The organism is Sphingopyxis sp. TUF1, from assembly GCF_036687315.1.
In the GTDB taxonomy this organism is placed as follows: domain Bacteria; phylum Pseudomonadota; class Alphaproteobacteria; order Sphingomonadales; family Sphingomonadaceae; genus Sphingopyxis; species Sphingopyxis kveilinensis.
On record NZ_CP144683.1, the window covers coordinates 3,093,516 to 3,115,102 of the forward strand.

Sequence of the window (21,587 nt, forward strand, 5' to 3'; positions counted from 1 at the left end):
CATTGCGAGCGCAGCGAAGCAATCTCCAGCTTCCGGAGCACTTGGACGATAGCTGGAGATTGCTTCGTCGCTCCGCTCCTCGCAATAACGATGCTGTGATGTTCGGGCGCTTGCTAAACCGCATTGGTTTATCTTAGGTCCGCGCATGACCAACCTCGTCCTCCACGATTATTTCCGCTCCTCGGCCAGTTTTCGCGTCCGCATTGCGCTCAATCTCAAAGGCCTCAATTATGAGCGCGTCGAGGTCAGCCTGATCGCGGGCGAGCAGCGCAGCGACGCGTTCCTCGAACAAAATGCGCAGGGGTTCGTGCCGATGCTCGTCGTCGATGGCGAGCCGATCATTCAGAGCATGGCGATCATCGACTGGCTCGACCGCACCTTTCCGCAGCCGCGGCTGATCCCCGAGGAAGCGATGCCGCGCGCGGTCGCGCTGGCGCAGGCGCAGGTGATTGCGAGCGACATTCACCCGCTCAACAACCTGCGCGTGCTCAAATATCTGACACGCGACCTGGGGTTGAACGAGCAGACCAAGGACCGCTGGTATCGCCATTGGATCGTGCAAGGCTTCGACGCGCTCGAAGCGATGGCGGGCGACGGCAGGTTCCTTGGCGGCGACACGCCCGGGATCGCCGACTGCTGCCTCGTGCCGCAATTGTACAATGCGCGGCGGTTCGACGTGCCACTCGACGATTATCCGCGGCTGGTGGCGATCGAGGCGGCGTGCATGGAACTGGAGGCATTCCAGAAGGCGCATCCCGATGCGGTGAAGCCCGCGTGATCCGCCTTTTTGCTGGTGTTGCGGCGCTGGCGCTGCCGTGTGTCGCAATGGCGCAGGACGCGCCGGAAGGGCAGGTCGACGAAGAATTTGACGGCGGCTGCTGCGCATGGATTGGCCAGCGCATTCCGCATGAAATTATCGTCGTTACAGCCAGTGGCCTGCTGCCGCGACCCGACGGCGATTCGGCGCAGGGTTTCAGCGTGATTTCAAACCTCGACCCCGGCCTCGGCACGCGCATCGAAAACCGCCTGCGCGACGAGGCGGGCATCGTCCAGTTCCGCCGCTCCGACGGGCGCAGCGCGCATCCGACGAGCCAGGGCGTGACGCTGCGCGGGCTCGGCGGCAACGCATCGAGCCGTGCGCTAGTGACGCTCGACGGGGTGCCGCAGGCCGACCCCTTCGGCGGCTGGGTGGCGTGGAGCGCCTATGACGCGATCCGGCTCGGCGGGATCGTCGTCACGCGCGGCGGCGGCAGCGGCGCCGACGGGCCCGGCGCGCTCGCGGGAACGATCGGGCTGCATTCGGAGATGACCGACGGCGCCGAAGCGAGCCTTGCCTATGGCAGCCGCGATGGCTGGGATATGTCGGCGAGCGCGGGCGGGGCGATAGGCAGCGGGCAGGTGGCGATCGACGGTCGCTACAGCCGCGGCGATGGTTTCGTTCCGGTCGTCAAGGGCCAGCGCGGCCCCGCCGATCGCGCCGCGCCCTATGAACAGGGCGGATTGGGCCTGCGCCTCCGCTTCGACGCGGGTGAGAGCAGCCGCATCGAGGCCAGCCTGCGCGGCTTTGCCGACCGGCGCGACCGCGGAACCGATTTCAGCCGAAGCAAGATCGACGGCGTCGACGCCAGCCTGCGCTTCGTCCGCGACCCCGCGGGCGGCGCGCAATGGCTCGCGCTCGCCTATGTCCAGCTCCGCGATCTGGAGACGGGTTTTGCCAGCGTCGCGGCGGATCGCAGCAGCGCGGCGCCCGTGCTGTTCCAGCGCGTTCCCGCGACGGGGCTGGGTGCGCGCGTCGAATATCGTCCGGCGGTTGGCGGCACGAACCCGCTGCGGCTCGGCGCCGATTGGCGGCGGACGACGGGGCGGACCGAGGAGGATTTTTTCTTCGCCGCGGGCGTGCCGCAGCGTCACCGCAGCGCGGGCGGCAGCAGCGACACGGTCGGCGCCTTTGCCGAATGGACGGCGGGCGACCGCAATGACGGTTTTCTCTGGACGCTGAGTGGGCGCGTCGACCGCTGGTGGCTGAGCGGCGGCTATCGCCGCGAGGGTAACATCGGCGGTGCGCCGATCAGCGACGCGCGCTTTGCCGACCGGCAGGGCTGGGAAGGCAGCGGGCGCGCGGGGGTGCGGTGGAGTCGCGATGGCGTGGCGCTGCGCGCGGCGGCCTATCGCGGCTGGCGCCTGCCGACGCTCAACGAGCTGTATCGGCCGTTCCGCGTCGGCGCCGAGGTCACGATGGCGAATGAGGCGCTGAAGCCCGAGCGGCTGTGGGGCGGCGAGGTCGGCATCGACTGGGCTTCGGGAGGCACCCGTCTGTCGATGACAGTCTTCGCCAACCGGCTGACCGATGCGATCGCCAATGTGACCATGGGACCGAACCTCAACCAGCGGCAGAATCTCGACGCGATCGACAGCAAGGGCGTTGAGGTCAGCGCCGAACAGGGTATCGGCCCGCTGACGCTGCGCGCGACATATGCCTATACCGATGCCGAGGTCGATGCGTCGGGCACCGCGGCGGTGCTCGATGGGCGGCAACCGGCGCAGATCGCCAAACATGGCGGCAGCGTGTCGCTGCGCAGCAATGCCGTCGGTCCGCTAGGCGGCTTTGCGACGCTGCGTTACGTCGGCGCGCAGAATGAGGACGATCTGGGACTGCTGCGGCTGGACGATGCGCTGACGCTCGATGCCGGGCTGTCGTGGCGGCTGGCAGACGGGATCAGCGTCGAGGCGCGCGGCGAAAACCTGTTCGACGAACTGGCCCCCGCGGCGATTTCATCGGCGGGCATTGTCGAGCGCGCGACCCCGCGGACATTGTGGATCGGGGCGCGGATGGCGTTCTGAACCGAAAACTACTGTCGCCCCCGCGAAGGCGGGGGCCGCTGTCGGTTTACGCAGCGACGGAGGAAAAGGCCGATTGCGGCCCCCGCCTTCGCGGGGGCGACGGATGCGGCTGCCTCGATCTTGCAATCATCCTTTCATCCCGCGCTCACCGGGATTGCGCACCGATAACAGGCCGTTTAGGCTTCGTAGGCCGGGGTTGGTGAGGGAAACAGGACAGCATGGCCGCGAAGAAGCTCAATCTCGACAATTTCCTGCCTTATCGCCTGTCGATCGCTTCCAACGCGCTGTCGAGCCGGATTGCCGCCGAATATGAAGACCGCTTCGGTCTCAAGATCCCCGAATGGCGACTGATGGCGATCCTGGGTGAAGGAACGCCCAAGACGCAGCGCGAGCTTGTCCAGGCGACACGCATGGACAAGGTGACGGTGAACCGCGCCGCGAAGGGGCTGGCCGACCGCCAGCTGATCGCGCGTCAGGCGCACGAGGCCGACGGGCGCTCGCATCATCTGGCGCTCACCGACACGGGGCGTTCGCTGTATGACGCGATCGTCCCCGCGGCGCTCGCGAGCGAGGCGCAGCTGGAGGCCAACCTGAGCGCCGACGAACGCGCGACGCTGATGGCCTTGCTCGCCAAGCTGGTCGCCGCCGCCGAAACCTATGACTGACCCCGCCTATCGCGCCGCGCCGGCGGACGCGCTGCGCATCGAGCCGCTGGGCGAGCTCACCGCGATTTTCGACCGGCGGTCGATGCAGACGCACCTCGTCGTCGCGCCGCTTCCCGAAATGCTGGCGTTGATGGGCGAGGGACCGTGCGACGCCGCGCTGCTCGTCAAGCGGCTCGAAACCGCCTTCGACCTGAGCAATGCGGGCGACGTGCGCGCGCGCGTCGCCGAACGGCTCGCCGAGCTTGCGGACATGGGGCTGGTGGCGAAGGCGTGAGATATGTGAGCCGCATTGCCGTCGGACCGGTGCAATTCCGCATCGGCAGCGACTGGCGCGAACCCGTCGCGGCGCTCGACCGGCTCTACGCCGCCTATCCGCGCGACGACACCCGGCCTGCCGATGCAACGGTGCGGTTGTTTGCGGCGCGGCCGTGGCGGCGCTGGCTGCGCCCGTCGGTGCATATCGGCGGCGATTTCGTCGTTCCCGACGCGCTGCCGCTGCCGCTGTCGATGGGGCTGCTCGCCGCCGAGATGGCGATGAATTTGCAGGTGGCATTGGGCTGGCGGCGCCACCTGCTGCTCCATGCGAGCGCGGTCGCGAAGGACGGGCGCGCGCTCATCATGTCGGGCGAATCGGGGTCGGGGAAATCGACGCTCGCGGCGCTGCTCGGCGAAGGCACCTGGCGGTTGATGGGCGACGAGTTCACGCTGATCGATCCTGCGGGCGGCGAGGCGCTCGCCTTTCCGCGGGCAGTGAGCCTGAAGAATGAAGCGATCGCCGAGGTCGCTGCGCGCGTCGATGCGACGCGGCTGGGGCCGCTGCTCACGGGCACGCCCAAGGGCGACATCCGCCATCTGATGCCGCGCGCCGACGCCATCGCGGCGATGCACGAACCCGTGCGCCCGGCGCTCCTCCTGTTCCCGCGCTTCGGCGGCGCGGCGGCGATCGAAGCGATGGGCGAGGGCGAGGCGTTCGTGCGGCTGACCGAAGCATCGACCAACTATGTCGCGCTGGGCGAGGCGGGCTTTGCCGCGCTGACGCGGCTGGTGCGCGAAACGCCCGCGTTCGGCATATCCTATCCCGACAGCGCCACCGGCATCGCATTGGTCGAGCAACTATGGGCGGAAGCGATCGCATGAGCGCGGTGCGGACCTTCGTCGACCTGCTCGCCGGGCGGCGCGAGGCGGCGACGCTGACGCCGCGCGATTGGGACGGGGTGATCGGCGTCGCGCGCGCCGAGGCGATGCTGGCGACGCTTGCGCATCGGCTGGAGGATGCGGCGCTGCCGCCGTCGGTCGCCGCGCTCTTCGCCGACCAGCGCGCCGCGGCACAGGTCGCGACCGCACAGGCTTTGTGGGAAGCCGAAATGGCGCGCCGGGCACTTGCTCCCGAAGGGATCGAGTTCGTGCTGCTCAAGGGTGCCGCCTATGCTGCCGCGGGAATGTCGTGCAGCGTCGGGCGCCAGATCGGCGACCTCGATATATTGGTGCTCGCCCCCGACATCCGCCGCGCCGAAAATGCGCTGCTCAATGCGGGGTGGGAGTGGGTGAAGTCCGACCCCTATGACGATTTCTATTACCGCGCGCATATGCACGAGCTGCCGCCGATGATCCACAAGGCGCGCGACCGGATGATCGACGTGCACCACACGATCCTGCCGCGCACGCACCGGATCACGCCCGATGCGCTCGCGCTCGTCAGCGATGCGGTGGTCATCGCGGGCGGCCATGCGGTTCTCTGCCCCGCCGATATGGCGGTGCATTGCGCGGCGCATATGCTCGTCGATGGCGACTTGCAGGGCGGACTGCGGAACCTGTGGGATTTTCACTGCCTGACGCGCGATTTTGTCGCTGCTGATGCGGGGTTTTGGGCCAAGCTCGACGCGCGGGCGGACCTGCATGGGCTGCGCGCCGCGGTGCGCCGGGCGGCGCGGCTGGCGCGCGATCTTTATGGGAGCGCGCTGCCTTCGGGCTTGGACGGACAGGATGCCAGCGATAGCTGGTATCGCCGTCGCCTGCTCGCGCGCGACGATTGGGGGCGGGTGACGCATCCGCTGCTCGAACAGGCCTTCTACATCCGCTCGCACTGGCTGCGGATGCCGCCGCTGATGCTTGCGAAGCATCTGTGGACGAAGTGGCGGAAGCGCTCATAGAGCCCCTCCCCTTCAGGGGAGGGTTATAGCTTGCCGAGCAGCGGCACCAGATCGTCGAAATGATCGATAAAATGATCGGCGCTGAGTTCGGCGACCGGGCCATCGAGAAAGCCGAAACCGGCAGCGACGCTAGGAATGCCCGCGCCGCGTGCGGCCTGAATATCGAGGATGCTGTCGCCGACGAACGCCGCCCGCCCGCCGCCGCATCGCTCGACCATCGCGCGGATCGGCGCGGGTGAGGGTTTGGCGCCGCCCGGCCCGAGCGTGTCGCCGCCGATGATGGTCGTCATGCGGTCGGCCAGCCCCAGCTCGCCGAGCAGCTTGCGCGCGAGCGCTTCGAGCTTGTTCGTCACGATTGCGGTGCGGACGCCGAGCGCATCGAGCCGGTCGAGCGCCGCGATCGCGCCGGGGAAGGGGCGGCTTTGCACCGCGATATGCGCGTCATAGAAGCGGAGGAGTTCGGGGTAGAGCCGCTCGACCGCGCCGTCGGGCGCACCGCCGGTCGCGCGCAGCCCCTGTTCGAGCATATGTTTGGCACCGCGCCCGATCATCGGCCGCACCGCCGCTTCGCTCAGCGGCGCGCGGTCCATTAGCGCCAGCGCGTGATTGACTGCCGCGGCGAGGTCGCCGAGCGTATCGACGAGCGTGCCGTCGAGGTCGAAGCCGACGATCTCAAAGGGAAATCCGTTCATCGGCCGCGCATGGCGCGATGTGCTGGAAACCGCAATGATTTGCTGGCATGGCAGCGCGCATGAGCAACCCGATCGCCGCTATCGTCCTTGCCGCGGGCAAGGGCACCCGCATGAAGTCCGACTTGCACAAGGTGCTGCACCCAGTCGCCGGGCGGCCGATGCTGCTCCACCTGATGGCGAGCGTCGACGAATTGAACCCGGCCAAGAAGGTCGTGATCGTCGGCGACAAGGCCGACCAGCTCGAAGCCGCGCTGGCGGGAACCGCCGAACTCGCGGTCCAGGAACCGCAGCTCGGCACCGGCCATGCCGTGCAGCAGGCGGAGCGCGCGCTGGCGGATTTCGATGGTGATGTGCTGATCCTTTATGGCGACGTGCCGTTCGTCCCCGCCGCGACGATGCGGGCGATGATCGACCGGCTCGGCGCCGCCGATGCGCCCGCGGTCGTCGTGCTTGCCTTCGAGCCCGCCGATCCGCTGCAATATGGCCGTGTCATCACCGATGGCGACCATGTCACCAAGATGGTCGAGCACAAGGATGCGACCCCAGAGGAGCGCGCGGTGCGGCTCTGCAATTCGGGGCTGATGGCGGCGAAGGCGTGCGACCTGTTCGCGCTGCTCGCGCGCGTCACCGACGACAATGCCGCGAAGGAATTTTACCTAGTCGACATCGTGAACATCGCGAACGCCGACGGGCGCCATTGTGCGGTCGTGAAGACCGCTCCCGATGACGTTGCGGGCATCAACAGCCGCGCCGAACTCGCGGCCGCCGAAGCGCAATGGCAGGCGTTCAGGCGCGACGAAGCCATGGCCGGGGGCGCGTCGCTGCGCGCGCCCGAAACCGTGTGGTTTTCCTGGGACACCGAACTCGGCCGCGATGTCACGATCGAGCCCAATGTCGTCTTCGGCCCCGGCGTCAACATTGCCGATGGCGCGACGATCCGCGCCTTCAGCCATATCGAAGGAGCCACCGTCGGCGTAGGCTGCGAAGTCGGACCCTTTGCGCGGCTGCGGCCCGGCACGGTGCTCGGCGAAAAGGCGAAGATCGGCAATTTCGTCGAGGTAAAGAAGGCGGTACTAGGGAAGGGCGCCAAGGCAAACCACCTGTCGTACATTGGCGACGCCAGCGTCGGGGCGGGCGCGAACATCGGCGCGGGGACGATCACCTGCAATTACGACGGCTATTTTAAGTATAGGACAGAGATTGGCGAACGGGCCTTCATCGGATCGAACAGCGCGCTCGTCGCGCCGGTCAAGATCGGCGCCGACGCGATCGTTGCCGCGGGAAGCACGGTGACGCGCGACGTCGCCGATGGCGAGCTGCGCATCGTCCGCGGCGAGCAGCTGGTCAAACCCGGCTGGGCCGACCGCTTCCACGACGCGATGCGCAAGAAGAAGGCAGAGAAGAAATGAGCGATCGCTACACCGACCAGCCGTTCCTGCGTTTCGTCGACGCCTGGGTGCTGAAAGCGATCGGCCACCTCGACGCGGCGACCGAGACCTATTGCAAGGCGATGGTGCCGCAGCTTGAGCAAAGTTTCGGGCTCAAAGGCAGCTGGGAGCAGATCGTTGAGCAGCAGATGAAGTTCGGGCCCGAACTGCCCGCGCAGATCCGCAAGATCTGGCTGGACGGCAAAGCGCGCTTTGCCGAGGGAAACGGCGCGGCGCCCGATCCGGTGCAGTTCGCAATGATCTTCGTCGACCGCAATTTCGGGCGCGCATGAGCGCGTTGATCGTCCGAGCGGCGACGCGCGCCGATTATGACCAGTGGCTGCCGCTGTGGGATGGCTATAACGCTTTCTATGGGCGCAGCGGCGACACCGCGTTGGCGCCTAAAATCACCGCCGCGACGTGGGAGCGCTTCTTCGACCCCTACGAACCGCTGACCGCGCTCGTCGCCGAACAGGATGGATTGCTGCTGGGCCTGGTCCACTATCTCCTGCACCGCAGCACGACGGCGCTCTTGCCCTCGCTCTATCTCCAGGATCTTTTCACCGCTGCCGATGCGCGCGGGAAGGGCGTCGGGCGCGCGCTGATCGAAGCGGTCTATGCCGCCGCAAAGGTACAAGGATTGCCGCGCGTTTACTGGCTGACGCATGAAACGAACGAGACGGCGATGATGTTGTACGATCAGATCGCCGAAAAGTCGGGCTTCATCGTGTATCGCAAGATGTTCCCCGATTGACATGATATCATGATATGATATCATTATATCAATGACCCGCATTCTCGCCGATCTTCCCGATGAAGAGATCAAGCGTCTCGACCGTATTGCCTATGAACAGGGCAAAAGCCGGGCGGCTGTGCTGCGCGATGCCGTCGCGGCCTATCAGGCTCGGCCGGCGTCGGATGATGGCGATTGGATCGATCGCGGCTTCGGGCTCTGGTCCCGAAACGGCATTTCTGTTGATCCCTATGATTATGACCGGAAGCGCCGGGCCGAATGGACGCGGCCCTGGGATGATGATTATGAGGAAGTGCGCGCAGAATCGCCGGACATGTTCGACGCCGAGGATGACCGCCAGCGGCAAATCTATCTCGATATGATTGCCGGGAAATATCCCGAGCCGAAGAGCCCGCACCCCAAGTGAGCGGTTATACGTTCGATGCAAATATCGTCATCGACGCGCTTGCCGGTTATCCGCCGGCGCGGGTCGAAATCCAGCGCGCCGCGCGCAATGGCGCCCGCCCGTGGATCAGCCGGATGGCGTGGATCGAAGTGATGTCCAAGGGCGACGAAAGCGTTGTCAAGGAAGCCATGGCGTTTCTGGCGCATTTCGGTCTCGATGAAATCGACGACGAAATCTCTGCGAGGGCAGCGGCGCTGCGCCGCGACCGGCCGCGGCTGAAGTCGCCCGACGCCATGATCCTTGCCACCGCCCAAACGCGCGGTCGCGTACTCATTACCCGAAACATCAAGGATTTCCCGGCCAACATGCCGGGCATCCGTGTCCCCTATACGCTCTAGGACGAAAGCAGACCCACATGTGCGGAATCATCGGAATTATCGGCAAGGATCAGGTCGCCGAGCGCCTGGTCGATGGCCTCAAGCGCATGGAGTATCGCGGCTATGACTCGGCGGGCGTCTGCACCGTGCAGGACGGCCAGCTGATCCGCCGCCGTGCCGAGGGCAAGCTGGGCAATCTGGTGAAGGAACTCGCCGGCAACCCTGCGCCCGGCACCGTCGGCATCGCGCACACGCGCTGGGCAACGCACGGCGCGCCGACGACTAGCAACGCGCACCCGCACGCGACGGGCGAGGTCGCGCTTGTCCACAATGGGATCATCGAGAATTTCAAGCCGCTGCGCGAGGCGCTGACCGCGCGCGGTCGCCGTTTCGAGAGCGAGACCGATACCGAGGTCGTCGCGCATCTCGTCAGCGAACAGGTCGAGGCAGGCAAGTCGCCGACCGAAGCGGTGCAGGCGGTGCTGCCTGAGCTTCGCGGCGCCTTTGCGCTCGCCATCGCCTTTCGCCAGCATCCCGATTTGCTCATCGGAGCCCGCCTCGGCTCACCGCTCGTCGTCGGCTACGGCGAGGGGGAGACCTATCTTGGCAGCGATGCCTTGGCGCTCGCGCCGCTGACGCAAAAGATCGCCTATCTCGACGAGGGCGACTGGGTCGTTATCACGCGCGACGGCGCACAGATTTACGACGCCAAAAATAACCCTGTAACGCGCGAGATTACCACCTCGGGCGTCACCGCCGCGGCGGTCGAAAAGGGCAATTATCGCCATTTCATGCAGAAGGAGATTTTCGAGCAGCCCACCGTGGTTGCGCAGACGCTCTCCTCCTACATCCGCCCGCTCGAACAGACCGTCGCACTGCCGCAGATGGATTTCGACCTTGCGGGCGTAGATCGCATCACCATCGTCGCGTGCGGCACCAGCTTTTACGCGGGGATGGTCGCCAAATATTGGTTCGAAACTTTCGCGCGCGTCCCCGTCGACATTGATGTCGCCAGCGAGTTCCGCTACCGCGATCCCGTGCTGCAACCCGGCGGGCTCGCGCTGTTCATCTCGCAATCGGGCGAGACCGCCGACACGCTCGCGGCGCTCCGCCATTGCAAGGGCAACGGGCAGACGATCGCGGTCGTCGTCAATGTTCCGACGAGCAGCATGGCGCGCGAGGCCGATTTGCTGCTCCCCACCCACGCGGGGCCGGAGATCGGCGTCGCATCGACCAAGGCCTTTACCTGCCAGCTCGCGGTGCTCGCCGCGCTCGCCGCGCATCTCGCGCTCAGGAAGGGCAAGCTCAGCGCCGACGAGGAGCGCGAGATCGTCAGGCATCTGATCGAAGCGCCCGCTGCGCTCAACGCCGCGCTCGCGCACGACGAAGACATCGCCGCGATGGCGCACCTCGTCGCCCCGGCGCGCGACGTGCTTTATCTGGGCCGCGGTCCCGATTATCCGCTGGCGCTTGAAGGCGCGCTCAAGCTCAAGGAAATCAGCTATATCCACGCCGAAGGCTATGCGTCGGGTGAAATGAAGCATGGCCCGATCGCGCTGATCGACGAAGCCGTCCCGGTGATCGTCCTCGCGCCGAGCGGTCCGCTGTTTGAAAAGACGGTCAGCAACATGCACGAAGTGATGGCACGCGGCGGCAAGGTTGTGCTGATCAGCGACGCCGACGGCATCGCCGAAGCGGGCGAGGGCTGCATGGCGACGATCGAAATGCCCAAAGTCCACCCGCTGATCGCGCCGCTCGTCTATGCGGTGCCGGTGCAGCTCTTGGCCTATCATGTGGCGGTGGCGAAGGGGACGGATGTCGACCAGCCGCGGAATCTGGCGAAGTCAGTGACGGTTGAGTGAGCTGGGAAGCAAGCTGCCACTGCGGCGCCGTCTCGGTGCGGCTTACTAAGCCGCCCGAAGAGATCGCTGAATGCAATTGCTCGCTCTGCTATTCTCACGGCATCCTCTGGGCCTATTACTCGCCGCGCGATGTGATCATCGAAGGTCCGACGCAGACCTATAATCGTCCCGACCGGGCGAACCCGAATTCGGATCTGCATTTCTGCGCGACGTGCGGCTGCGCGACGCACTGGTCGGCGACCGCGGGGCTGATTGAGCGGATGGGCGGGGAGGTCGATATGATGGGCGTCAACATGCGGCTGTTCGCGCCGGAACGGCTCAGCGGGCTGCGGCTCGTCTTTCCCGACGGGCGCGGCTGGTCGGGCGAGGGGGCGTGGGATTATGCGCGCGATGCCGGGGTCATGCCCTGACGCCATGTCCTACGCAGCGGTGATCTTCGACTTCGACGGCGTCGTCGCCGACAGCGAGGTGCGCGCGAACCAGTCGCTTGCCGAAAGCCTGACCGCGGCGGGGATGCCCGCGACCTATGACGAGTGCCTGCGCGACTATTACGGCCATAATTGGCAGGAGACGCAGCGGCGGATCGAGGCGCGTTACGGCCGCCCGCTGCCCGCCGATTTTCGCGAGACGCACCGCGAACGGGCGCGGGCGCGTTATATGGAAGGATTCGACGCGGTGCCGGGCGTCGCCGACTTTCTGGATGCGCTGGGACCGATGCCGCGCGCGATCGCCTCGTCGAGCCGCGCCGAATATATCGGCTGGGCGCTTGGCCTGTTTGGGCTCGGTCATCATTTCGGGGCGCATGTCTACAGCGCCGACGGGTGGGATCGCGGGAAGCCGCACCCCGACATCTATCTGGCCGCGGCGAAGGGGCTGGAAGTCGAACCGGCACGTTGCCTTGCGATCGAAGATTCGCCGACTGGCGCGCAGGCGGCGCTTGCAGCGGGCATGACCGTGGTCGGCTTTTGCGGCGCGGGGCATATCGTCGATCGCGCGGCGCACGGCACTATGCTGCGCGAGGTCGGTGTGCATCATGTGGCGATGGGGTTTGAGGAGATACGCATCCTCGCTGTCGCGTAGCGATGCGCCAAGGGCTGACACAAGAGGGGCAATGGTGCCGACGTTGCGCCCACCACGCCCCGCGGGCGCCGTCCCCCTCCTCATGGCTTCGTCACAAAGAGAGCCAAAAAAATCACTATCCTACAGGGCGATGCTGGATTAGTTTTGCGGCCGGTTCGGTCCCGATGGCCGGTCAAAAAATCAAATTGCGAGTGAAGTTGCGCAGTTTTCTGCGACTTTCCGAAAAAGCCCCCAAGGAGAGTTTTTGCATGTGTACCGAAAAGATGGAAGCCGAGCGCGACCGCGCCGGAATGCCCGTATCGCGCCGCAGCTTTGCCGCGCTCGCGGGCGTCGGCGCGCTCATGGCGGCGCTGCCTGCGCGCGCGATGGCGGGCAAGCCGGTGAAGGGCCGCGACGTTACGATTAAGACCGCCGGCGGCGTCTGCGATGCCTATTTCGTCGCACCGGCGGAAGGCAAGCATCCCGCCGTGCTGATGTGGCCCGACATTCGCGGGCTGCGCCCCGCCTTTCGCCAGATGGCCGAGCGATTGGCCGGCGAAGGCTATGCTGTGCTGTGCGTCAATCCCTTCTATCGCTGGCAAAAGGCGCCGGTTGTCGATGCCCAGAATGATTGGGGTGTCGCCGCCGTGCGTGAAAAATTGTTCGGTTATTACAGGGAATTGAAGCGCCCGCTCGTCGAAACCGACGCCGCGGCGCACCTTGCCTTCCTCGATGCGCAGGCGGAGGTTGATACCAAGCGGAAGATCGGTACGAGCGGCTATTGCATGGGCGGGCCGATGACCATCTATACCGCGGCGCTGAAGCCCGATCGGGTCGGCGCGGCGGCGAGCTTTCACGGCGCCAGCGTCGCCACCGACAAGCCCGACAGCCCGCACCTGCTGATCGCCGCCAGCAAGGCCGGCTATCTTTTCGCCATCGGCGAGGATGACGACAAGGAAACGCCGAACGAGAAAGTCTTGCTGAAGGCCGTGCTCGAACCGCGCCCGGAGTGGCATGAGGTCGAGGTCTATCCGGCGCAGCACGGCTGGTGCCCGCCCGACGGCCGCGTCTATGACGAAGTGCAGGCCGAAAAGGCTTGGAGCCGCCAGGGCGAGTTGTTCAAGGCGAGTTTGTAAACAGGCTTGATGCCGTTCGTGTCGAGCGAAGTCGAGACCCGCTGAGCGCGTGTGCTGACGATGGGTATTTCGACTTCGCTCGATGCGAACGGGGGCTATGCGCGAAAATCAGTGCGCGTGTGCGCCGCCGCCCGCGGCATAGCTCGCATAAACGCGCTGACCGCCGGGGCCGAAGGTCATGACCTTATAGGCTTCGCGGTGATCGCCGTGCTCCATGCCGGGCGATCCGATCGGCATCCCGCCCACGGCAAGCCCCTTCACGCCCTTCGGCTTCTCGCGGAGCAGGCGGGCGATGTCCTTTGCGGGCACATGGCCCTCGATCACATAGCCACCGACGAGCACGGTGTGGCAACTGCGCAGCGCCTGCGGCACGCCCTGCTTGTCCTTCACCGCCGCCATGTCGGCCGAGTTGACTACCGCGACCTTTCCGCCGAACGATGCCTTAACCTGTTCGAGCCATTTGAGGCAGCAGCCGCAGCCGACATCGCGGAACATCACCGGGTTCGCGGCGTGCGCGGTGCCGATGGCAGCGACGGAGGCGGCGAGGGCAAACAACGTACGACGGGCAGAAAACATCGCAAATCCTTTTGGCAGTTACCTTATCGAAGCTATAGGCCCGACGCATGAAAGTCCATTTTATCCGCTCCGGCGAGCGCCGGTACAGCATGAAGATCGAACGTGCAGGCGCGCCGACGCTGGTAATGGATCCCGCGCCGGGATTCGATCCCGACGTCCCGCACGACATGGTGCATTTCGTCGTCGAAGCAGCACTGGGGCTGAAATCGGGGGTGTTCGGCCAGATTGCGAACGGCGGCGATGCGGGCTCCTTCCGGGTCGCCGCCGACGATCTGTCGGCAAAGGACCGTCAGCGCGCCGCGCGCAAGCAGGTTGCGAAGGGCGCCAAGCTGGTGAAGGCGCAAGGACGCGACGGCGAATTGTCCGAACTTGCCGCGTTCGTGTTCGACATCGACTGGCGCAGCCACAAGCGCGCCGACAGCGCGGCGCAGCGTGCGGCGCTGGGGGAGGCGGAGCGGACGCGCGCCTCGCTCAGTGCCGACGAACGCGCGCGGATCGACGCCGAGCGGCCACGCGTGTTCGCGGATTTCGACCGGCTGTCAAAGGCGTGGCGCGCGCTGCGGGTCGGTGAGGCACTGACTCTTGATTGGCCGACTTTGCGTGTGATCGCCTCGCCCGAAGGAGGTTCGTCATTGCGAGCGTAGCGAAGCAATCCAGAGCGGCGTTGCGCAGCTCTGGATTGCCGCGTCGCCTTCGGCTCCTCGCAATGACGGCATTCGGTACTCACCCCATCGGGTAGAGGATTTCCTTGCTGACCTTGTGCAGCGCCTTCATCACCTCATCGGGCAGGATGAGGTCGGCGGCATCGAGGATCGGATCGAGCTGATCATAAGCGCTCACCCCGACGATCGTCGACGCGACGAAATCATGTTGTTTCGACCAGGCGGTCGCCATCGTCACCGGGTGCAGCCCCGCGTCCGCCGCGATCTGCAAATAGCGTTCGGCCGCCGCGAGGCTTTTTTCGTTGACGAAGCGGCGGCCCATCGCCGCCTGCCGCCCCTCCATCGCGAGATAGCGCGAGAAGCGCGCACCCTCGGGCGTCGCGCCGCCCTGATATTTGCCCGACAGCACCCCGCCGGCGAGCGGCGAATAGGGGAGCAAACTGACGCCTTCCTGTTTGCACACCTGCGCCAGTTCATCCTCGAAACGGCGGTTGTTGAGGCTGAAATTATTCTGGATCGTATGGTAACGCGCGGCGCCCAGCCGCTCCGACGCGGCGAGCGATTTCATCAATCCCCAGCTCGTCTCGTTCGAGCAGCCGAGGATGCGGACCTTGCCGATCCGGACGAGTTCGTCGAGCGCGTCCATCATCTCGTCGTAAGGCGCGTCATGGTCGGGCCAGTGGGTCTGGTAGAGGTCGACATAATCGGTCTGGAGCCGCGTCAGGCTGTCGTCGATCGCCTGAACGATATTCTTGCGGTCGAGCGCGGTCATGCCGCCGCGGCACGGCGACTTGAACCACACATGGCTCGGCCCCGATACCTTGGTCGCGAGAATGATCGCGTCGCGGTTCTTGGTCTTCATCCAGCGCCCGACGATCTCCTCGGTGCGGCCGACCCATTTGATGTCGGGTGGGACCGGATAACCCTCGGCGGTGTCATAGAAACTAATGCCGTCGTCGAAACAGCGGTCAAGGATGCGGAAGGCTTCAGCCTCGTCGGTCTGGCTGCCGAAGGTCATCGTCCCCATGCAGATGTCGGACACATGGATGGCGCTCTTGCCAAGGCGGCGGCTCTGCATGGATTGGGTCTCCGGTCGGGAAGGCGGAGCGCCGTGTGTAGGTTGCAAGCCGCAACCTTGCAATCAGATCAGCATCGCGAGCGATCCGACGAGCAGCGCCGCCATCGTCCAATTGAACGCCCTAAGCCGCGCCGGGTTCGACAGCCAGCCGCGCAGCGAGACACCCATCACCGCCCACAGGCTGACAGAGGGCAGGTTGATCAGGCCGAAGATTGCCGCGACGAGCAGCACCGCGGCGAAATTGCGGTCGGGGGCATAGAGCGCGATCGCGGTCAGCGCCATCGACCAGGCCTTGGGGTTCACCCACTGGAACAGCATCGCCTGGACAAAACTCATCGGTTTGCCGCGCGCGCCTCCGTCGGTATCGGGTGCCGCGGCATTGGCGATCTTCCACGCCAGCCACAGCAGATAGGCGACGCTCACCACCTTGAGCGCCAGGTTCAAGACAGGGAACAGGTCGAACAGGCCCATCAGCCCGACACCGACGAGCACGATCATCAGCATAAATCCGATGCCGACGCCGAGCGCGTGCGGCACGGTACGGCGCAGGCCGAAATTAGCGCCCGATGCCATCAGCATCATATTGTTCGGCCCCGGCGTGATCGACGACACGAGCGCGAAGGCGGAAAGCGCGGCGAGGGCAGTCTGGTTCATGGAAGCAATATAATGCGCATCGATGCGCGATGGATTGCAAAGATAGACCAATTTCGGATAGATCATGCAATCTATGACCAAAATTGATACCATCGGCCGCAAGATATTGCAGGAATTGTCCCGCGACGGGCGAATCTCGAACCTCGAGCTTGCCGATCGCGTCGGCTTGTCGCCGTCGGCATGTCTGCGCCGCGTGCAGGAGCTGGAGCGCAGCGGCGTAATCCGGGGCTATCGCGCGGTCATCGACCCTGCGAAGCTGGGGCTGACCTTCCTTGCCTATGTGACCGTCGGCCTGTCGTCGCACACCAAGAAGTCGCAGGCCGATTTCGAGGCGGCGATGGCCGACGCGCCCGAAGTGCGCGAATGCCATAATATCACCGGGACGATCGAATATCTGCTGCGTGTCGAGACCGCGGATCTCGTGTCCTACAAGCATTTCCACACCGAGGTGCTGGGCGTGCTGCCGCAGGTGAATTCGATCACCACCTATGTGCTGATGGATTCGCCGAAGGACGAGAGGGCCTAATCAGCCGTCGCCCCCGCGGAGGCGGGGGCCGCTGTCGGTTTGCGCAGCGACATAGGAAAAGGCCGATTGCGGCCCCCGCCTTCGCGGGGGCGACGAGTCTCCTTGAACCTTGCATGATCCAACCGCATATCGGTTTCATGACGAAACTTTCCTTCCTCGATCTCGTACCCGTCGCCGATACCGGCACGATTGCGCAGTCGCTTGCCAACGCCGCCGATCTCGCCCGCCATGCCGAAACGCTCGGCTACCACCGCTATTGGGTCGCCGAGCATCACGGCATGACCGGAATCGCGAGCGCGGCAACGTCGGTCGTGCTGGCGCATCTGGGTCAGGCCACCCAACACATTCGCATCGGATCGGCCGGCATCATGCTGCCGAACCACGCGCCGATGGTGATCGCCGAGCAGTTCGGCACGCTCGAAGCGCTGTTCCCCGGCCGTATCGATCTGGGCCTCGGACGCGCGCCGGGATCGGATCAGCGCGTCGCGCGCGCGCTGCGCCGCACGCTCGCCAGCGACGAGCGCCAGTTCCCGCAGGATGTGCTCGAGCTTCAGGCCTTCCTGGCCGGCGACGAACAACTCGGCATCACCGCGGTGCCGGGGGCGGGCACGCACATTCCGCTGTGGATATTGGGGTCGAGCACCTTTGGCGCGCAGCTCGCGGCGATGCTCGGCCTGCCTTACGCCTTCGCGAGCCATTTCGCGCCCGACGCGCTCGACGAGGCGCTCGACATCTATCGCCGCCAGTTCAAGCCGTCGGCGCAGCTTGCCGAGCCCTACGCTGCCGCGGCGTTCAATGCCTTCGCGGCCGACACGCGCGAGGAGGCCGAACTGCTTGCCTCGTCGCAGCAACAGGCCTTCGTCGCGCTGCGCACCGGCAATCCCGGCAGGATGAAACCGCCGCTCGCGGGATACAAGGACAGCCTGCCGCCCAATGCACGCGCGATCCTCGACCATGTGCTGCAATGTTCGGCAATAGGGACGATCGACGACATCGCGGCGGGCTTGAAAGGCTTTATCGCGCGCACCGGGGTCGATGAAGTCATCATCGCGTCCTCGATTTATGACCATGAAGCGCGCAAACATTCGCTCGCATTGACGATGAAAGCGACCGAGGGCCTTTAATCCGGATCGTCAGACGTCGCGGGCCGGAAGCTCATGCTGGCGAGCCGCCATTTCGCATCGGGGCCCATCAACTCCTCTGCGGTCGGAATTTTGGGTGGTGGCGGGCAGTCGACTTCGGCGGCGATATAGCGCCCGGTTTCGCGCAGCCGCACCTCGACATCGCCGAACCGGGCCTTGAGCGCGGCGATCAGCGCGGTGGCATCGTCGGACAGTTCATTGGAATCAAGCGCGCGGGGCGTCCCGTCGAGCAGCTCGGCGACGGCCTGTTCGAGCGCGCCGACCGCGTCCTTGCCGATCGAAAATGAAATGAACAGCGCGGCCGTGGCGTCGGCCCACCACCAGCCCAGCCCGATGCCAACGACACCTGCCATGCCGGCCAGCCCCGTCTGCCAGTCGGCCTTTTGCATCAACGCGTCGGTGTGGAGGACCTTGTCCTTGATCCGTTCGGCGACGGGATGCTTGAGCCGTCCGAGGATCATCGGTGGAACAACCGAATAAGCGAGGGCGGCGAGCATCAGCCAGCCAAGCCAGATCGTGTGCCCGAAAAGCGTGATGCCGCCGACGGTCGGATGTTCCTGCCGCAGCAGCGTTGTTATGCTTTCATAGGCGAGAAAGGCGCCGACCGAGAGCAATGCGGTCGCCGCGACGAGGAAGGCGAGGCTGTTCGCACGGCGATAGCCGAAGGGAAAGCGCGGATTGGGGTGGCGACGCTCCCACCGGGCAGCGAGCAGGAAAACGATTGCGGGCACGAGGCTCAACAGATCTTCGATCACCGCGGCCTTCATTGCCTGGCTGGCGCCCATCACCAGCCACATCACGATCACGACGCTTCCCATCCAGCCAAGCGTCCACAATTCGAGTCGTTCGCCGCGCCGAACGTCGGCTGCGATTACTGCCGGAATGCCGCCATGAAGGTTCATTTGGCGCTGTCCGTGACGGCGCGATCGATCGCAAGGATCAGGGCGTTTTCGCCGTTGCGCCGTGCGATGCGCAGTATAGGCTGCCGACTATCCACCGGCTCGGCCTGGCCGACGGGCTTTGACAGCGAAACATCGGTCATCCATGGCGATCCCTTCGCGAAATGGCCGACGACGGCGTCGAGTTCCCCATCCTCCAATCCGCGTAGCGCATGTTCGGCAGAAAGACTGACGACCTTGAGCTGGGCATCATGTTGCTTCGCATAGTGGGTAAGCAAAGCGAGCGCGGGTGGGGCGTCGGGCGTCCCCGGAAGCACCGCGACATGCATTTCCCCTTCGCGCGCAATTCTTTCGGTGCTCCCCTCGGCGTCACGCGGCAACGTGTTGCATCCGGCAAGTGCCGCAACAAGGATAAGCGGAGCGAATGCGCGATTCATCGTTCCGCGAACGCAGCGGCTTCGCCTTGGTTGCACGGCCAGCACTCATGTTGACGCGGCTCCGGCGTGGGCGGTATAGGAGCCGTCCGAGCAAGGGCGGCCCGAACGGGGTCGCCTTTTTACTTTTGACGGAAAGGTGCCTGCCATGTCGATCACGCCGCTGATGCCCGTATACCCCCGGTGCGCTGTGCGTCCGGTGCGCGGCGAGGGGGCTTATCTGATCGGCGAGCGCGGCGAGCGCTATCTTGATTTTGCGAGCGGCATCGCGGTCAACTTGCTCGGCCACGGCCACCCGCACCTGACGAAGGCGATTCAGGAGCAGGCCGCGACACTGATGCACGTGTCGAACCTGTACGGCAGCCCGCAGGGTGAAGCCTTTGCCCAGCGTCTCGTCGACAACACTTTTGCCGACACCGTCTTTTTCACCAATTCGGGCGCCGAGGCTGTCGAATGCGCGATCAAGACTGCGCGCGCCTATCATTCGAGCGCAGGCAACGCGGAAAAGCATAACCTCATCACCTTCAACAACGCCTTCCACGGCCGCACGCTCGGCACGATTTCGGCAACCAATCAGGAAAAGCTGCGCAAGGGATTCGATCCGCTGCTGCCCGGCTTTGCCTATGCGCCGTTTGACGATCTCAACGCCGCGCTTGATCTGGTCGACGATAATACCGCGGGCTTCCTGATTGAGCCGGTGCAGGGCGAGGGCGGCATCCGTCCGGCGTCGCAGCCCTTCCTTCAGGGCCTGCGCGACATCTGCAACGAACGCGACCTGATGCTGATTTTCGATGAGGTTCAGTGCGGCGTCGCGCGCACCGGCACGCTCTATGCCTATGAACAATATGGCATCGCGCCCGACATCATGGCAACGGCCAAGGGCATCGGCGGCGGTTTCCCGCTCGGCGCGTGCCTCGCCACCGAAAAGGCGGCGCGCGGCATGGGGATCGGCACCCACGGATCGACCTATGGCGGCAATCCGCTGGCGATGGCGGCGGGGCAGGCGGTGTTCGACGTGATTTTGGAGGATGGCTTCCTCGATCAGGTCAAGGCAACCGGCGAGCGGCTGCGCGGCGCGCTCGAACAGCTTATCCCGAACCACGATCAGCTCTTTGAAAGCGTGCGCGGCATGGGGCTGATGCTCGGCGTCAAGCTGCGTTCGGACAGCCGCGCTTTTGTTGCGCACCTGCGCGACAATCACGGGCTGCTGACCGTCGCGGCGGGCGACAATGTCGTCCGCGTGCTGCCGCCGCTCAACATCGAACAGTCGCACATCCACGAATTTGTCGAGAAATTGTCGGCGGGCGCGGCGAGCTACACGCCGCCCGAAGCGTAATGCCGCATTTCCTGAACCTCGCCGACGCGGGCGGCGATGCCGTCGCCGCGATGATCGCCGACGCGATCGATCGCAAGGCGGCGCGCGCGGGCTGGCCCAAGGCGCGGGTCGATGCCGACAAACCGCTCGCCGATCATGTGCTGGCGATGGTGTTCGAGAAGAATTCGACGCGCACGCGCGCCTCGTTCGACATCGCGATCCGTCAGCTCGGCGGGGTGCCGATGATCCTCGACGCCGGCACGACCCAGCTAGGCCGCGGCGAGACGATCGCCGACACGGCGCGTGTGCTGTCGCGCTATGCCGATGCGATCATGATCCGCACCGACGACCATGCCAAGGCAGAGGAACTCGCCGAATATGCGAGCGTGCCCGTCATCAACGGCCTCACCGACCTGTCGCACCCATGCCAGATCGTTGCCGACCTCTTGACGATCGTCGAGAGCGGCAAGGCGCTGCCGGGGCTTGAACTCGCGTGGCTCGGTGACGGCAACAATGTGCTTGCCTCGCTAATCGAGGCGGCGGGACTGTTCGGATTCAACGTGCGCGCCGGGGTGCCGCAGGGTTATGAGCCCGACGCGAACTTTGTCGAGGCGGCGCGCGCAAAGGGCGTCCGCATCGACATCATGCGCGACGCGCGCGAGGCCGTCACGGGCGCCGACCTGGTCGTCACTGACACCTGGGTGTCGATGGGGCAGGACCATGCGCACAACAAGGTCGCGGCGATGGCGCCGTTTCAGGTCGACGAGCGGCTGATGGCAGGGGCGAAGGGCGACGCGCTGTTCCTCCATTGCCTGCCCGCGCACCGCGGCGAAGAGGTGGTCGACGCGGTGATCGATGGCACGCAGTCGCGCGTATGGGACGAGGCGGAGAACCGCGTCCACGCGCAGAAATCGATTCTGCTCTGGGCGCTGGGCAAGCTGTGAGGCGACGGG

General features: G+C 65.5%; 26 protein-coding genes. 20 read left to right on the forward strand and 6 right to left on the reverse strand.

Annotated elements, in window-relative coordinates; all coding sequences use genetic code 11:
* Positions 1 to 145 precede the first annotated feature (145 nt).
* From maiA to VSX77_RS14535, 6 genes are all read left to right on the forward strand, one after another.
* A complete protein-coding gene (gene maiA, locus VSX77_RS14510; protein WP_338425315.1) occupies positions 146 to 778 on the forward strand; it encodes a maleylacetoacetate isomerase in 633 nt (210 codons plus the stop codon).
* Entirely contained in the window at positions 775 to 2,841 is a 2,067-nt protein-coding gene (locus VSX77_RS14515; protein ID WP_338425316.1) for a TonB-dependent receptor, read from the forward strand. The genes maiA and VSX77_RS14515 overlap by 4 nt, the downstream gene beginning before the upstream one ends.
* A 218-nt stretch (positions 2,842 to 3,059) precedes the next feature.
* Positions 3,060 to 3,506 carry a MarR family winged helix-turn-helix transcriptional regulator gene (locus VSX77_RS14520; protein ID WP_338425317.1) on the forward strand — a complete coding sequence of 149 codons (447 nt, stop codon included), beginning with the start codon at positions 3,060 to 3,062 and terminating at the stop codon, positions 3,504 to 3,506.
* Complete coding sequence (locus VSX77_RS14525) at positions 3,499 to 3,780, forward strand: HPr-rel-A system PqqD family peptide chaperone (RefSeq protein ID WP_338425318.1); 282 nt, start codon at positions 3,499 to 3,501, stop codon at positions 3,778 to 3,780. Before VSX77_RS14520 ends, VSX77_RS14525 begins: the two co-directional genes overlap by 8 nt.
* Positions 3,777 to 4,643, forward strand: a complete 867-nt coding sequence (locus VSX77_RS14530) for an HprK-related kinase A (RefSeq protein WP_338425319.1) — start codon at positions 3,777 to 3,779, stop codon at positions 4,641 to 4,643. Before VSX77_RS14525 ends, VSX77_RS14530 begins: the two co-directional genes overlap by 4 nt.
* Complete coding sequence (locus tag VSX77_RS14535; protein WP_338425320.1) at positions 4,640 to 5,656, forward strand: nucleotidyltransferase domain-containing protein; 1,017 nt, start codon at positions 4,640 to 4,642, stop codon at positions 5,654 to 5,656. Before VSX77_RS14530 ends, VSX77_RS14535 begins: the two co-directional genes overlap by 4 nt.
* A 23-nt stretch (positions 5,657 to 5,679) precedes the next feature.
* Here VSX77_RS14535 and VSX77_RS14540 read toward each other — a convergent pair whose 3' ends face one another.
* On the reverse strand, positions 5,680 to 6,348 hold the full coding sequence (locus VSX77_RS14540) for an HAD-IA family hydrolase (RefSeq protein ID WP_338425321.1): 669 nt from the start codon (positions 6,346 to 6,348) through the stop codon (positions 5,680 to 5,682).
* A gap of 47 nt (positions 6,349 to 6,395) precedes the next feature.
* Between VSX77_RS14540 and glmU the strand changes: the two genes are divergently transcribed.
* From glmU to VSX77_RS14585, 9 genes are all read left to right on the forward strand, one after another.
* The gene (gene glmU / locus VSX77_RS14545) at positions 6,396 to 7,757 is read left to right on the forward strand and encodes a bifunctional UDP-N-acetylglucosamine diphosphorylase/glucosamine-1-phosphate N-acetyltransferase GlmU (protein WP_338425322.1); all 1,362 of its coding nucleotides are present in this window, start codon (positions 6,396 to 6,398) and stop codon (positions 7,755 to 7,757) included.
* Positions 7,754 to 8,068, forward strand: coding sequence for a hypothetical protein (locus tag VSX77_RS14550; protein WP_338425323.1), 315 nt, complete (start codon positions 7,754 to 7,756; stop codon positions 8,066 to 8,068). The genes glmU and VSX77_RS14550 overlap by 4 nt, the downstream gene beginning before the upstream one ends.
* Positions 8,065 to 8,529, forward strand: a complete 465-nt coding sequence (locus VSX77_RS14555) for a GNAT family N-acetyltransferase (RefSeq protein ID WP_338425324.1) — start codon at positions 8,065 to 8,067, stop codon at positions 8,527 to 8,529. The genes VSX77_RS14550 and VSX77_RS14555 overlap by 4 nt, the downstream gene beginning before the upstream one ends.
* Before the next feature lie 31 nt (positions 8,530 to 8,560).
* Entirely contained in the window at positions 8,561 to 8,935 is a 375-nt protein-coding gene (locus tag VSX77_RS14560) for a CopG family transcriptional regulator (RefSeq protein ID WP_338425325.1), read from the forward strand.
* On the forward strand, positions 8,932 to 9,312 hold the full coding sequence (locus VSX77_RS14565) for a PIN domain-containing protein (protein WP_338425326.1): 381 nt from the start codon (positions 8,932 to 8,934) through the stop codon (positions 9,310 to 9,312). Before VSX77_RS14560 ends, VSX77_RS14565 begins: the two co-directional genes overlap by 4 nt.
* A 17-nt stretch (positions 9,313 to 9,329) precedes the next feature.
* A complete protein-coding gene (gene glmS, locus VSX77_RS14570) occupies positions 9,330 to 11,153 on the forward strand; it encodes a glutamine--fructose-6-phosphate transaminase (isomerizing) (protein WP_338425327.1) in 1,824 nt (607 codons plus the stop codon).
* The gene (locus VSX77_RS14575; RefSeq protein ID WP_338425328.1) at positions 11,150 to 11,563 is read left to right on the forward strand and encodes a GFA family protein; all 414 of its coding nucleotides are present in this window, start codon (positions 11,150 to 11,152) and stop codon (positions 11,561 to 11,563) included. The genes glmS and VSX77_RS14575 overlap by 4 nt, the downstream gene beginning before the upstream one ends.
* Positions 11,564 to 11,567: 4 nt before the next feature.
* Positions 11,568 to 12,233 (forward strand): HAD family hydrolase, encoded by a 666-nt coding sequence (locus VSX77_RS14580; protein WP_338425329.1) that lies wholly within the window; start codon positions 11,568 to 11,570, stop codon positions 12,231 to 12,233.
* A gap of 248 nt (positions 12,234 to 12,481) precedes the next feature.
* Positions 12,482 to 13,348 carry a dienelactone hydrolase family protein gene (locus tag VSX77_RS14585; protein ID WP_338425330.1) on the forward strand — a complete coding sequence of 289 codons (867 nt, stop codon included), beginning with the start codon at positions 12,482 to 12,484 and terminating at the stop codon, positions 13,346 to 13,348.
* Positions 13,349 to 13,456: 108 nt separating this feature from the next.
* Here the strand turns inward: VSX77_RS14585 and VSX77_RS14590 are convergent, their stop codons facing one another.
* Entirely contained in the window at positions 13,457 to 13,924 is a 468-nt protein-coding gene (locus tag VSX77_RS14590; RefSeq protein ID WP_338425331.1) for a DUF411 domain-containing protein, read from the reverse strand.
* Between the two features lie 47 nt (positions 13,925 to 13,971).
* Here VSX77_RS14590 and VSX77_RS14595 point away from each other — a divergent pair, with 47 nt between their 5' ends.
* The gene (locus VSX77_RS14595; protein WP_338425332.1) at positions 13,972 to 14,568 is read left to right on the forward strand and encodes a hypothetical protein; all 597 of its coding nucleotides are present in this window, start codon (positions 13,972 to 13,974) and stop codon (positions 14,566 to 14,568) included.
* A 79-nt stretch (positions 14,569 to 14,647) separates the two neighbouring features.
* On the opposite strand, the gene VSX77_RS14600 is transcribed toward VSX77_RS14595, so the two are convergent.
* Together VSX77_RS14600 and VSX77_RS14605 are read right to left on the reverse strand one after the other, a co-directional pair.
* The gene (locus VSX77_RS14600; RefSeq protein WP_338425333.1) at positions 14,648 to 15,664 is read right to left on the reverse strand and encodes an aldo/keto reductase; all 1,017 of its coding nucleotides are present in this window, start codon (positions 15,662 to 15,664) and stop codon (positions 14,648 to 14,650) included.
* 63 nt (positions 15,665 to 15,727) lie between these two features.
* Positions 15,728 to 16,318 (reverse strand): LysE family translocator, encoded by a 591-nt coding sequence (locus tag VSX77_RS14605; protein ID WP_338425334.1) that lies wholly within the window; start codon positions 16,316 to 16,318, stop codon positions 15,728 to 15,730.
* A 73-nt stretch (positions 16,319 to 16,391) separates the two neighbouring features.
* Between VSX77_RS14605 and VSX77_RS14610 the strand changes: the two genes are divergently transcribed.
* Positions 16,392 to 16,844 (forward strand): Lrp/AsnC family transcriptional regulator, encoded by a 453-nt coding sequence (locus tag VSX77_RS14610; protein ID WP_338425335.1) that lies wholly within the window; start codon positions 16,392 to 16,394, stop codon positions 16,842 to 16,844.
* Between the two features lie 137 nt (positions 16,845 to 16,981).
* On the forward strand, positions 16,982 to 17,968 hold the full coding sequence (locus tag VSX77_RS14615) for an LLM class flavin-dependent oxidoreductase (RefSeq protein ID WP_338427283.1): 987 nt from the start codon (positions 16,982 to 16,984) through the stop codon (positions 17,966 to 17,968).
* Here the strand turns inward: VSX77_RS14615 and VSX77_RS14620 are convergent.
* On the reverse strand, positions 17,965 to 18,888 hold the full coding sequence (locus VSX77_RS14620; protein WP_338425336.1) for a cation diffusion facilitator family transporter: 924 nt from the start codon (positions 18,886 to 18,888) through the stop codon (positions 17,965 to 17,967). The two genes, VSX77_RS14615 and VSX77_RS14620, sit on opposite strands and share 4 nt — an antisense overlap.
* Positions 18,885 to 19,322 (reverse strand): hypothetical protein, encoded by a 438-nt coding sequence (locus tag VSX77_RS14625; RefSeq protein ID WP_338425337.1) that lies wholly within the window; start codon positions 19,320 to 19,322, stop codon positions 18,885 to 18,887. Before VSX77_RS14625 ends, VSX77_RS14620 begins: the two co-directional genes overlap by 4 nt.
* A gap of 145 nt (positions 19,323 to 19,467) precedes the next feature.
* On the opposite strand from VSX77_RS14625, the gene VSX77_RS14630 reads away from it, so the two are divergent.
* Positions 19,468 to 20,655 (forward strand): aspartate aminotransferase family protein, encoded by a 1,188-nt coding sequence (locus VSX77_RS14630; protein ID WP_338425338.1) that lies wholly within the window; start codon positions 19,468 to 19,470, stop codon positions 20,653 to 20,655.
* Entirely contained in the window at positions 20,655 to 21,578 is a 924-nt protein-coding gene (gene argF / locus VSX77_RS14635; protein ID WP_338425339.1) for an ornithine carbamoyltransferase, read from the forward strand. Before VSX77_RS14630 ends, argF begins: the two co-directional genes overlap by 1 nt.
* The last annotated feature ends 9 nt before the right edge of the window (positions 21,579 to 21,587 follow it).